12 protein-coding genes and 1 pseudogene are annotated in these 10,857 nt (G+C 70.5%); 3 read left to right on the top strand and 10 right to left on the bottom strand.

Annotation, left to right across the window (positions count from 1 at the left end; all coding sequences use genetic code 11):
* The 6 genes and pseudogenes from VIR15_RS04820 to VIR15_RS04795 all read right to left on the bottom strand — a co-directional run.
* Positions 1-317: pseudogene (locus VIR15_RS04820) on the bottom strand (ABC transporter permease); the annotation flags it as partial.
* A gap of 5 nt (positions 318-322) precedes the next feature.
* On the bottom strand, positions 323-1,498 hold the full coding sequence (locus tag VIR15_RS04815) for an ABC transporter permease (protein ID WP_331926338.1): 1,176 nt from the start codon (positions 1,496-1,498) through the stop codon (positions 323-325).
* Between the two features lie 9 nt (positions 1,499-1,507).
* Positions 1,508-2,461, bottom strand: a complete 954-nt coding sequence (locus VIR15_RS04810; protein ID WP_331926337.1) for an ABC transporter ATP-binding protein — start codon at positions 2,459-2,461, stop codon at positions 1,508-1,510.
* Between the two features lie 103 nt (positions 2,462-2,564).
* The gene (locus VIR15_RS04805) at positions 2,565-3,899 is read right to left on the bottom strand and encodes an MFS transporter (RefSeq protein WP_331926336.1); all 1,335 of its coding nucleotides are present in this window, start codon (positions 3,897-3,899) and stop codon (positions 2,565-2,567) included.
* A complete protein-coding gene (locus VIR15_RS04800) occupies positions 3,874-4,413 on the bottom strand; it encodes a hemerythrin domain-containing protein (RefSeq protein ID WP_331926335.1) in 540 nt (179 codons plus the stop codon). The genes VIR15_RS04805 and VIR15_RS04800 overlap by 26 nt, the downstream gene beginning before the upstream one ends.
* A gap of 52 nt (positions 4,414-4,465) precedes the next feature.
* Positions 4,466-4,753, bottom strand: a complete 288-nt coding sequence (locus VIR15_RS04795) for a DUF2249 domain-containing protein (RefSeq protein WP_331926334.1) — start codon at positions 4,751-4,753, stop codon at positions 4,466-4,468.
* A gap of 97 nt (positions 4,754-4,850) precedes the next feature.
* On the opposite strand from VIR15_RS04795, the gene VIR15_RS04790 reads away from it, so the two are divergent.
* Together VIR15_RS04790 and VIR15_RS04785 are read left to right on the top strand one after the other, a co-directional pair.
* Positions 4,851-5,540 (top strand): helix-turn-helix transcriptional regulator, encoded by a 690-nt coding sequence (locus VIR15_RS04790; RefSeq protein WP_331926333.1) that lies wholly within the window; start codon positions 4,851-4,853, stop codon positions 5,538-5,540.
* 82 nt (positions 5,541-5,622) lie between these two features.
* Complete coding sequence (locus VIR15_RS04785) at positions 5,623-6,816, top strand: molybdopterin molybdotransferase MoeA (protein ID WP_331926332.1); 1,194 nt, start codon at positions 5,623-5,625, stop codon at positions 6,814-6,816.
* A 12-nt stretch (positions 6,817-6,828) separates the two neighbouring features.
* On the opposite strand, the gene VIR15_RS04780 is transcribed toward VIR15_RS04785, so the two are convergent.
* On the bottom strand, positions 6,829-7,167 hold the full coding sequence (locus tag VIR15_RS04780) for a YciI family protein (RefSeq protein WP_331926331.1): 339 nt from the start codon (positions 7,165-7,167) through the stop codon (positions 6,829-6,831).
* 13 nt (positions 7,168-7,180) lie between these two features.
* Entirely contained in the window at positions 7,181-8,035 is an 855-nt protein-coding gene (gene fdhD, locus VIR15_RS04775; RefSeq protein ID WP_331926330.1) for a formate dehydrogenase accessory sulfurtransferase FdhD, read from the bottom strand.
* 25 nt (positions 8,036-8,060) lie between these two features.
* Between fdhD and mobA the strand changes: the two genes are divergently transcribed.
* Positions 8,061-8,666, top strand: coding sequence for a molybdenum cofactor guanylyltransferase (gene mobA, locus VIR15_RS04770; protein ID WP_331926329.1), 606 nt, complete (start codon positions 8,061-8,063; stop codon positions 8,664-8,666).
* A gap of 156 nt (positions 8,667-8,822) precedes the next feature.
* On the opposite strand, the gene VIR15_RS04765 is transcribed toward mobA, so the two are convergent.
* On the bottom strand, positions 8,823-9,425 hold the full coding sequence (locus tag VIR15_RS04765) for a hypothetical protein (protein ID WP_331926328.1): 603 nt from the start codon (positions 9,423-9,425) through the stop codon (positions 8,823-8,825).
* 91 nt (positions 9,426-9,516) lie between these two features.
* On the bottom strand, positions 9,517-10,857 hold a 1,341-nt coding region (locus tag VIR15_RS04760), incomplete at its 5' end, for a penicillin-binding transpeptidase domain-containing protein (protein WP_331926327.1).

The raw sequence follows: 10,857 nt of genomic DNA, 5'->3' as shown, positions 1-10,857 counted from the left end.
GGCTGGCCGGCCGCGAAGGCGGCGTTGGACCCGTCGGGGAAGCGCAGGCCGACCGTCGTGCGACCCCTCGAGACCTCCTCGACGATGTCGTCCCAGTCGCCGAAGGCCACGGTGGACTTGCTGGCCTCCAGCTCGGTGACGATCGCCTGACGGAGCGGCCCGTCCTCCCCGGCGATGCTCACCCGCCCAGTGGTGGCAGAGCTGCCGAACTGCGCGCCGATGACGACGACGAGCAGCAACGGGAAGATGAAGACGAAGAAGATGTTGGACCGGTCGCGCAGGAAGCGACGCAACTCCGCGCCGGTGATGGTGAGCACGGCCCTCACTGGGCGGCCCCCCGGTCGGGGATCAGCCGGGCGATGACGAGCACGACGACCGTGAAGCCGAGCAGAATGAGCAACGGTGTGCCGATGTCTCCCAGACCGCCGCCGCCCGAGGTGATGCCGAGACCGCGGATGAAGGCCGAGACCGGGTTGAGGTCCATCACCGTGCCGACCCAGCCGCTCGCAGTGATCGTGAAGAAGGCGCCACCGGCGATGCCGAGGACCAGGGCGATGATCGACTGGGCGATGTTGGCCTGCTCGGCCGTCCGGGCCACCCGCACGATGACGAACATGAGAGACGTCGCGGCCACCACTGCCGCGACGATGAGGACACCAACCGCGACGGGCGAGCCGAAGTTGACGTTGAACAGCCGGCCACCCAAGGTCAGCAGGATGGCCGTCGCCACGACGCCGAGGATGAAGCTGACCAGAGCCTTGGCGGTGACGATGGTCCACGACGGCATCGGCATCGACTTCAACCGGGCCAGCGTGCCCTGCTCCCGCTCGGCGACCAGGGCGGTGACGCCGAAGCCGACGGTGAACAGGAGGAACAGCCCGGCCTGGCCCGCGACGAGCGCCCCGGTGGGTGAGAGCTGCTCGTTGGAGGCCGTGCCCTGGGCAAGCGTGATGGTCGACTCGGCGGTGGCCACCTCCTGCCCGATGGCCGCGAGCTCCGCTGGCGCGAGGCCCGATTGGGCGCCGGCCTCTGCTGCGAGCGCCCCGGCTGAGAAGCGGTTGACCGTCGACTCGACGACAGAGGTGACGATCGACTGCTCGATGCCCGTGCCCTCACCCGACACCACGGTGACGTCCGTTGCCTTGCCCTGCTGCAGCGCGGTGCTGAAACCCTCCGGCACGATGAGACCGATCTGCACGCGACCGTCACGGGTGAGGTCGTGCACCTCATCGGCTGCGGCATCCCGGACAGTGATGTCCATGCCCTCGACCCCATCGAGCGACCGGACGACGTCGACGAGCGCTGCCCCGAGCTGGTCACCCGCCGGCACGGAGGCCGCCACGGTCGTCGGCTGGAGCTGGGGATTGGTCAGGTCGCCGAGGACGAGGTCGAGGACGAACATCAGCGCGAGCGGCACGATGATCGAGAAGATGATGAGGGACTTGTCACGGATGCGCTGACGCAGGTCGTACTGCGTCATCGTCCAGAGTTCTCGCACGGATCCCCCTCAGTCCCGCAGCGCCTTGCCGGTGAGATGGAGGAAGACCGACTCGAGGTCCGGCCTGGTGATCTCCACGTCGGCGAGGGTCATCCCGGCAGCAGTCGCGCTCGTCACGATCTCGGCAACGGCCGTCGGCGCATCGGTCACGGTCAGCTGCAGGGAGTGGCGGTCCGCGACGACCTGCTGGACGGCCGGCAACGCCCGCAGGGTGTCCGCCGCCGCGTTGGTATCGCCGCTGCCGGCGAGCCGGATGTGGTCTGCACCCTCGGTCAGCCGGATCAGCTCGTCCTGGGATCCCTCGGCCTGAAGCTTGCCCGAGTCGATGATCCCGACCCGGTCGCAGAGCCGCTCGGCCTCCTCCATGTAGTGAGTCGTGTAGAGGACGGCCATGCCCTCGATGGACAGCCGCTCCACCGACTCGAGGATCTGGTTGCGCGACTGGGGGTCCACCCCGACGGTCGGCTCGTCGAGGATGAGCAGCGTCGGCTGGTGGAGCAGGCCGATGCCGATGTTGAGCCGGCGCTTCATCCCGCCGGAGAACTCCTTGCTCAGGTCCTTGGCACGCTCGGTGAGGCCGATGAGCTCGATGACCTCGTCGACCCGCTTGCGCAGCCCCGGGCCGGTCATCCCCTGGAGGCGGCCGAAGAGCGTGAGGTTCTCGCGGGCGGTGAGCTCGGGGTAGATGGCGAGGTCTTGCGGCACGAGGCCGATGTGCCGCTTCGGGGCCACGGAGGACGGGTCCATCCGTTCCCCGGCAATGGTCACGGTGCCCTCGTCGGCAGCGATGAGGCCGGCGACCATGTTGATCGTCGTCGTCTTGCCGGCACCGTTGGGACCGAGCAGGCCGTACGTCTCGCCTCGTCCGATCCGGAAGGAGACCCCGTCGACCGCGGTCAGCTCCCCGAACCGGCGCACCAGACCATCGGCGACGAGCACATCAGCAGTTCCAGGATCGGCCACATCGCCACCCTACGAGGTCCGATCGAGTGAACAAGATTCGGGCCTTGTGGTCAGGGTTGCGCTGGGATGCGAACCCGAATCTTGTTCACTCGATCGGGTGTGGTCAGGCGGCGAGTGCGCGTCCCCGCCACTCCGGGAGGGCGAGGGCCGCCGCGGCGGCGAGGGCGAAAGACACGCCGAAGACGGTGAACACGAGCCCGGTGCCGCCCAGGTCGAGCAGCCACGGGACCGACAGGGGCGCAAGGATGGAGGCGATTCGCCCGAACGCGGCGGCCGAGCCTGCTCCCGTCCCGCGCAACGACGTCGGATAGACCTCCGGCGTGACGGCGTAGAGCGCCCCCCAGGCGCCGAGGTTGAAGAAGGAGAGCGCGCAGCCGGCGGCGATGATCGCGGCCTCGCTGCCGGCCTGCCCGAAGGCGTAGGCCGAGATGGCGGAGCCGGCGAGGAACGTGGCGAGGGTGGCGCGGCGACCCCAGGCCTCGATGAGGAACGCCGCGGCTGCATAACCCGGAAGCTGCGCCATGGTGATGATGAGTGTGAAGCCGAACGACTTGGTCAGCGAGAAGCCTTGGCTGACGAGCAGGCTCGGGATCCAGATGAACGCGCCGTAGTAGGAGAAGTTGACGCCGAACCATGCAGCCCACAGGGCCACGGTTCTGCGACGCAGGCCATCCGACCAGAGCTCGGTCCACCGCGCCGGCGGCACCGGATCGGCCGCGGGGGACGCGACGGGTTCGATGCCAGAGGCGGACTCGAAGGCACGAACCGCCTCCTCCGCCTCGGCGGTTCGGCCCTTGTTCTCGAGGAAGCGGACCGACTCGGGCAACCGTGCTCGCACATAGAGCGCGTAGGCCGCCGGCACGATCCCGATGAACAGGGCCCATCGCCAGCCGTTTTCGGAGGCCGGCACGACGAAGTAGCCGATGAGCGCGGCGAGGATCCAGCCGACCGCCCAGAAGGCCTCGAGGATGACGACCACCCGACCGCGGATGCGCGTCGGTGCGTACTCACTGACGAGGGTGGACGCCACGGGCAGCTCGGCGCCGAGGCCGAGACCGACCACGAAGCGCAGGGCGATGAGCATGGCCAGTCCGGTCGAGAGCCCCGCGGCACCCGTCGCCAGGCCGTAGATGAGCAACGTCACGGCGAAGACGTTGCGGCGACCGATCCGGTCGGCGAGCAGGCCCCCGAGTGAGGCGCCGATCGCCATGCCGACGAACCCGATCGAGCCGATCCACGAGAGCTGGGTGGGCGTCAGTGCCCACTGCTGTGCGAGCGCCGCCATGACGAACGAGATGAGCCCGACGTCCATCGCGTCGAGGGCCCAGCCGATGCCCGACCCGACGAGCAGTCTCCGGTGCTGGCCGTTGAACGGCAGCCGGTCGAGCCGCTCGCTCCGGGTCAGCCCGAGCTCAGTTGGTGTGGGCCGCGTGGTCATGATCCGCCCCGTAGGCGTGGTCGGGGTCGTGCGTGTGGTCAGCCGCGTGGGCGTGGTCCGGCCCTCCGTGGGGGTGGGCGACCCCGCCGGGCGTGAGGGTGATGGCCTCCTCCCAGTCCGGGCCGTCCATCTCGATGGCCGCGGCGGGGAACAGGCCGTTCTCCTCCTTGTTGATGTGGTCGCGCAGCTCACTGACGAAGCGGTCGATCAACCCGGTGTCCCCCGCTCGAATCCGCTCCGCCAGCTCGTCGAGCGCAGCGTGTTCCGCGCAGAGGATGTCGACGTGCTCGGTGAAGTCGGGGTTGCGCCGGAGCACGGCGAACATTCCCTGCTCCTCGGCGGTCGTGTGCGGGTGGAGCAGCGCGATGGCCTCCTCAAGCGACTCGCGCACGCCGTGCGAAACGGTCCCGTCTGACGCGCGGTGGAGGATCCCGGCGGCATTGACGATGTCCTCGTGCTCGTCCATGAACCGCCCGACCAGCGAGATCGATCGGCATCCGCAGTAGCTGCACATCGCCAGGACCCTCCGTCGCGTCGTGTTGGTTCGGGGTCGTACCGGGGTCAGGTCAGGCCGAGCGCGTGAGACGCAGCGTCCAGGCCTCCGGACCTTCCACAAGGTACTCGATGCCGATGTCGCCGAACTGCTGCTGCAGCTGTGCGAGAAGCGGCAGCGGGTTGTGCGGGGCGACGAGGTTCAGGGCGCCGCCGGCGGGGATGGCGCTGAAGGCCCCGAAGACCGTCGCGTGGCGGATCGCGTGGGGGATGACCGTGACGTCGAGCGTCGGCACACCCTCGTCGCTGCAGCCACAGCCACACGCATGCTGAGTCTTTTCGGTCAGAGGCAGTTCGGTCACGGGATACTCCTTGAAAGGTAGGCGCTGTCATTGGGCCGGATGACCCGAGGTTTGGCGGTTGGCCCGACCTCGAACTACATTTTAAATGGTGATTAACGTGGAAAAGAACGAGGGCTGGGGTCCGAGGCCGTCCCGCACCGGCATGGCCGATGCGGTGGCCTCGCTGTCGGCACAGCGCCGGCGCGTCCTCGAGGCCCTCGACGAGGAGCCACGATCGATCGCCGCACTCGCTCAGCTGCTCGGGCTCCACGTCAACACTGCCCGTGAGCACCTCGACGGCCTCGTCGACGCCGGACTGGCGCTGCGGTCCCGCCTCGCTCCGGCCGGCCGCGGGCGCCCTGGTTGGGGCTATGCGATGCGACCCGGTGTAGGTGCTTCATCGGTAGGTGAATACGCTTCTCTCGCAACGGTTCTCGCCGAGCATGCTGCCGCACAGGGTGGCGACGTCGCAGGGGACATGGCGCGTCTGGGGCGTGGCTGGGGTCGCGGCCTCGTCGGTTCGCGCACAGCAGACCAGGACCGCGAGCAGGACCCCGAGCGGACCGTCGTCGAGGTGCTCGACACGCTGGGCTTCGACCCCGAGGACCGCCCTCCGGTGGTTCGCCTGCGCCAGTGCCCGATGCTCGACGTGGCCCGTCGCCACCCCGAGGTCGTCTGCCGGGTCCACCTCGGCCTGGTGGAAGGCGTCCTCGAGGCCGTCGGCGGCGACGCGCAGGGCGTGGAACTTGAGGCCTTCGCCGAGCCCGGCGCCTGCCTCCTCCACCTCGGCGGCCGGCCCGCGAGTTGAGCCGACGGGCACAACCATGCCGTATGCCGCTGAGCTCGCCCCCAGCCCAACCGACCACCCAGCCGTGCGCCAGACTGGCTCCGTGGCTCACCCGTCCGTCGCCGATCACCGCATCGCCCTCCGTGTGGTCATCGGGCAGGCGGCAACGGAGACGATCACCCTGGATCGCCACGCCCACCGGCGGCGCCTCGCCGTGCCGCTCCTTGCGGTCGACGACCTGCCCCGATTCGACAACTCGGCGATGGACGGCTACGCAGCAGCGCCGGTCAGCCCCGAACAGCTGACCTTTGCGGTCGTGGGAGATGTCGCCGCCGGAGACGCGGCGCGCTTCCGACTCGAGCCGGGCCAGGCCGCGAGGGTCATGACGGGCGCTCGTCTGCCCGTCGGCACCGTGGGCGTCGTGCCTGTCGAGCAGACCGACGCCGCGCGCACCGGTCCGGCCCCGCAGACTGTCACCTTCACCACAGCGGTCGAGCGGGACCGGCACATCAGGCGCCGCGCCGAGGACATCGCCGCGGGGATGCCGGTCGCCGACGCGGGCGACCTCCTCTCACCAGCCCTCATCGCACTCGCCCGCTCCGCCGGCTGTATCGACGCCATCGTCCACGTGCCGACCCGGGTCGCAGTTGTTGCGACGGGCGCCGAGCTCACCGTCCCCGGCGAGGACCCGGGCCTCGGCGGGATCCACGAGTCCAACTCGGACATGGTCGCGGCGCTCGCCACGGCCGCCGGCTGTGTCCCGACGCATGTCGAGACGTGCACTGACGAGCCGGACCTCCTGGCAGCCCTCCTCGACGAGCTCTCGGCAGCGCCGGACGTCGACCTCATCATCACGACCGGTGGCGTCAGCGCGGGCGCGTACGAGGTCGTCCGCCAGGTCTGCGAGCCGCGCGAGTCGTTCAGCTTCGTGCACCTCGCGATGCAGCCGGGCGGGCCGCAGGGCCTCGGCCGGTGGGGCGACACGCCGGTCATCTGCCTGCCGGGGACACCGGTCGGCGCCTTCGTGTCCTTCGAGATGCTCGTGCGACCGGCCTTGGACGCGCGGCACGGCGCGCCGACCCGGGGAGCGAGCTCAGCGGCATACGTCGGAAGAAGCCGACACACCCGGGCAGGGAAGGTGCAGTTCCTCTCGGCTGTGCTCGCGGGCGACGGCACGGTCACCGTGGCGGACGGTCGCCAGCTCTGCGGCCTGGCGCAGGCCAACGCGCTCATCGAGGTGCCCGAAGGGGTCGACCAGCTCGTCGCCGGCGACGACGTCGTCGTGCACCCACTCTGAATCAGACGCGACTCAGGCGTTGCCCCGGCTGGCGTCGGCCACCCACGGGCCGAGGGGCGGGTTCCATTCGCGCACGACCCGGCGCAGCACGTGCCCGCCCAGCCAGTACGGGTCCTCGTCGAACGCCTCCACCACGTCGGACAAGGAGTCCGCCTCGACGACGATGAGGGCGCCGTTCGGTGGATCCTCGAACGTCTCCTCACCCTCGGAGAACTCGTCGTGAGCCTCGTGGTACATCCCCGCGACGCGCAGTCCCGGCAGCCCGGTCAGCCATTCGCGGTGCTCGGCGCGGATCTTGAACGCCTCCGTCATGTCCGCTGGATAGGTGTAGTGGATCGCGAAGATGCCCATGCGCCGAGCGTAGTCAGCCGGTCACCACGCGGTCAGGTCGCGAGTAGACATTGAGCGTCGTGCCGCGGACGAAGCCCGCGAGCGTCATCCCCGCATCGGCGGCCGTCTCCACGGCGAGCGACGAGGGCGCGGACACCGCGGCGAGACAGGGCACTCCGGCCATGAGCGCCTTCTGCGTCAGCTCGAACGAGGCGCGCCCTGACACCATCAGCACGCAGCCCGATGCCGGCAGCCGTCCCGCCAGCAGCGCCCAGCCGAGCACCTTGTCGACCGCGTTGTGGCGGCCGACGTCCTCGCGCACCACGAGCACCTCGCCGCCCGGTCCGTAGAGGCCGGCAGCATGCAGCCCCCCGGTCTTCTCGAACGAGCGCTGCTCGGCGCGGAGCTTGTCCGGCAGCGCCGCGATGAGCGCGGCCGGCCACTGCGTCGCGTCGTCGCGCACCGGCCAGCTGGTCCGCGCCCGCAGCTGGTCGATCGAGGCCTTGCCACACACCCCACAGGACGACGACGTGAAGAAGTTGCGCGCCATCTCCTCGGACGGAGGCGCGACGCCGGGCGCCAGCGTGACGTCGATGACGTTGTACGTGTTCTCCTCGAAGCCGCTCTCGCCCGAGACGACGGCGCCCTCGCAGTAGCGCGCCAGCGTCACGTCCGAGACGTCGCGGATGATGCCTTCCGACAGGAGGAAGCCGTGCACGAGCTCGATGTCGCTGCCCGGGGTCCGCATCGTCACGGTGAGCGGGGTGCCGTTGACCCGCAGCTCGAGCGGTTCCTCGACGATGACGGTGTCGGCGCGCGTGCGGACCGCCGCGCGGTCCGCCGACAGGTCGACGACGGTGACCTTGGTCCGCTGCGTGACACGACCCATACCCCAAGCGTGCCAGACTCCGAGCGTGCCGCCATCCTCGCCCCGAGCCGCTGCGATCGTCCTGACCGGCGGCGCCTCGTCCCGGATGGGTCGGCACAAGCCGGCCCTCGTCGTCGGCGGCCGACCCATCATCGAGCGGGTGCTCGATGCAGTCGCCGGTTGGCCGGTCGTCGTCGTCGGCAGCGCCGAGGGGGTGCCCCCAGGCACCCGCGTCGTCTCGGAGGATCCGCCGGGTGGGGGACCCGTTGCCGGGATCGCCGCCGGGTTTGCCTGCCTCACCACTGGGCCGTATGCCGCTGAGCTCGGTCCCAGCGCACCCGACGTCGTCGTCGTGCTGGCTGGCGACCTCCCGCTCCTGACGCGCGAGCACCTCGAGGCCCTGGTGTCCGCGGTGGACGACCGGGTGGCGGTCACGAGGTCCTCCTCCGGCCCGAACTGGCTCTGCAGTGCGTGGCCGTCCGCGCTGCTCCGGTTGCGACTGGCGGCGGTGGGTGGGCCCGCGGGGGTCAGCGTCCGGCGTCTCCTGGGGCAGGTGCCGAGGATCGAGGTCCCGGACGTGGCTGACGTCGCGGTCGACGTCGACACACCAGCCGAGCTCGAGGCGGCCCGGCGCCGCGCCGACGAGTCGTGACGTCCCGCCGCCAGCTGAGGACCGGGGTCCTGACCGGGCGGGGTCGAGCTCGTTCTGGCCGCCAGTTGAGGACCGGGGTCCCGACCGGGCGAGGTCGGGCTCGTTCTGGCCGCCAGACGAGGACCGGGGCGCGAAGGTGGCGGCGTGCCACCGCGGTCAGTTGGCGACCGTACCGGTCGGGGTCGTGCACTCGGTAGCGGCCGGGGTGGACAGTGTCACGTCGGCCATGAGGGCTCCGACCAGGCCCGCCACCTCACCGAGCGATGGGTCACTCAGGTCGAGCGGCCGCAGCTTGTGGTCGGTGATGTCGATGACGATGGCGTCGTTGGGCGTCTCGTCGTCGCCACCGGGGGCCGACCCGTCGACCGTTCCCCCAGGGGTACCTGCTGTGGGGGCGGGCGTGGCATCGACGAGCCGCAGCGTGCTGAGCAGGGAGAGCAGGTGCTTCTGCTGGGCGCCGCTCAGCCGGCACTCGCGGTCGTGGATCGTCCGGGTGTTGACCAGCACCATGCCGTCGGCCTTGAGGATGACCGTGTCGTCATAGCCGGCGACGCCCCCCGTGCGACGGAGCGTGAGGGGGAAGACGGGGCCGATGATGGGGTCGGTCGCATCTCCGATGGCACCTCCGGCGAAGGTGCGGGTGGGCTGCCGTGAGTCGATCGGGGTCGGGGTCCCGTTGTTGGCGGGCGCGCCGGCAGCGCAGCCACCGAGCGCGACCACAAGCGCCGCCATCGCGGCCGCGAGACGCGTCCTCCCCATGTCGACAACTATGGTCCATCGCGGGGCAAAGCGCGCGACAAGTCGCGTGGTGGATTGCAACGCTACGGTGAATTTCTCGCAAACCCCCGAGTCACTCAGGGTGGTACGCCTTGAGGAAGTCGACGATGAACGGCGCGGCATCCGTCGATCCGCTCGGGCCCTCCTCGTTGTAGGCGGCGATGGCGAGGTCGCCGACGCCCGCCACCATCCAGGCGTGCGTCTTGGGCGGGTTCGTCGTCCCGAACTCGGCCGTGCCCGTCTTGGCGTACTCGACACCGACGGACTGGAGCACCCTGCCGCTCCCCTCCGTGACGACGGCGCGCAGCGTCTGGCGCAGCACCTCCGCCTCCTCAGGCTGGAGCGGGGTCGCCGGCGCAGAGAGCGGCTCGGCGGAGGCGATGAGCCGAGGCCGGACAGTCTCGCCCTTCATGACGGATGCGACGACGAGTGCCATGGTCAGCGGCGAGGCCTCGACCCGACCCTGGCCGATGAACGACGCGGCATGCTCGACGGCGTCGTCCGTGGCCGGCACTGATCCGAGGAAGCCGGTGAACGGCAGATCGAGGTCCTCGCCCATCCCCAGCGACTCGGCTGCCCGGGTCAGGTCGTCCTGGGCGACCTTCTCGTGCTGGCTGATGAAAGCGGTGTTGCACGAGTACGCCAGGGCCTGCTCGAGCGGGATGTCGCCGAGCTGCGACGACGGGTACTTGCTGTAGTTCCCGAAGACGCGGCCGTTGACCGTGAGCGTGTCCGTGCACGGCAGCGTCGTGTCTGCCGTCGCGCCCTTGCGGACGAGCGCCAGCGTGCTGGCGATCTTGAACGTCGAGCCGGGCGCCTCCTTGCCCGCCAGGGCCAGGGGAGCACCGTCGGCACCGGGTCCGACCGCTGCGGCGAGCACCTCGCCCGTCGAGGCCTTGACGACGACGAGCGCCGTCGGGTGCTTCGTCTGGTCGGCGAGCGCGGCCTCGGCGGCGGTCTGTGCCCGCTCGTCCAGGGTCAGCTGGAGCGGCTCGGCCTCCCGCGACGGCTGGGCGAAGAGCTCCCGCTTGTCGATGACCGAGCCGTCGGCGCCGTGCTTGACCGCATGCACCGCGATCCCGGCCTGACCCCGGAGCTGCTCGTCGTAGCGGAGCTGGAGGCCGCTCTGGCCCACCATGTCGCCGACCTCGAGGGCGCCGGCCGACTTCTCGATCTGCTCTGCCGTCGCCTCGGCGACGCGGCCGAGGATCGGCGCTGCCCAGGTCCGGGTCGGCGCGAGCACCTGCATGGCCGGCACGCGCAGCGCTCCCTTGATCGCGTCGATCCGGTCGATGTTGTCCGCCAGTGCAGGATCGGAGACGCGCAGCGTGATGGCGTCGACGAAGGCTTTCGGGCCCGCCGCGGCGACCCGCCCCGCGAACGCCTTGCCGTCGATGCCGACGATCGCGGCGAG

This window comes from Intrasporangium sp. (assembly GCF_036566125.1).
Classification (GTDB): Bacteria; Actinomycetota; Actinomycetes; order Actinomycetales; family Dermatophilaceae; genus Intrasporangium.
This window is presented reverse-complemented; position numbering and strand designations above follow the sequence as displayed.

Excerpts from the sequence above, each read along its gene's own strand:
- VIR15_RS04805 (WP_331926336.1), bottom strand. The coding sequence starts at position 3,899 with ATGACCACGCGGCCCACACCAACTGAGCTCGGGCTGACCCGGAGCGAG.
- VIR15_RS04800 (WP_331926335.1), bottom strand. The coding sequence starts at position 4,413 with ATGTGCAGCTACTGCGGATGCCGATCGATCTCGCTGGTCGGGCGGTTC.
- VIR15_RS04780 (WP_331926331.1), bottom strand. The coding sequence starts at position 7,167 with ATGGGCATCTTCGCGATCCACTACACCTATCCAGCGGACATGACGGAG.
- fdhD (WP_331926330.1), bottom strand. The coding sequence starts at position 8,035 with ATGGGTCGTGTCACGCAGCGGACCAAGGTCACCGTCGTCGACCTGTCG.
- VIR15_RS04765 (WP_331926328.1), bottom strand. The coding sequence starts at position 9,425 with ATGGGGAGGACGCGTCTCGCGGCCGCGATGGCGGCGCTTGTGGTCGCG.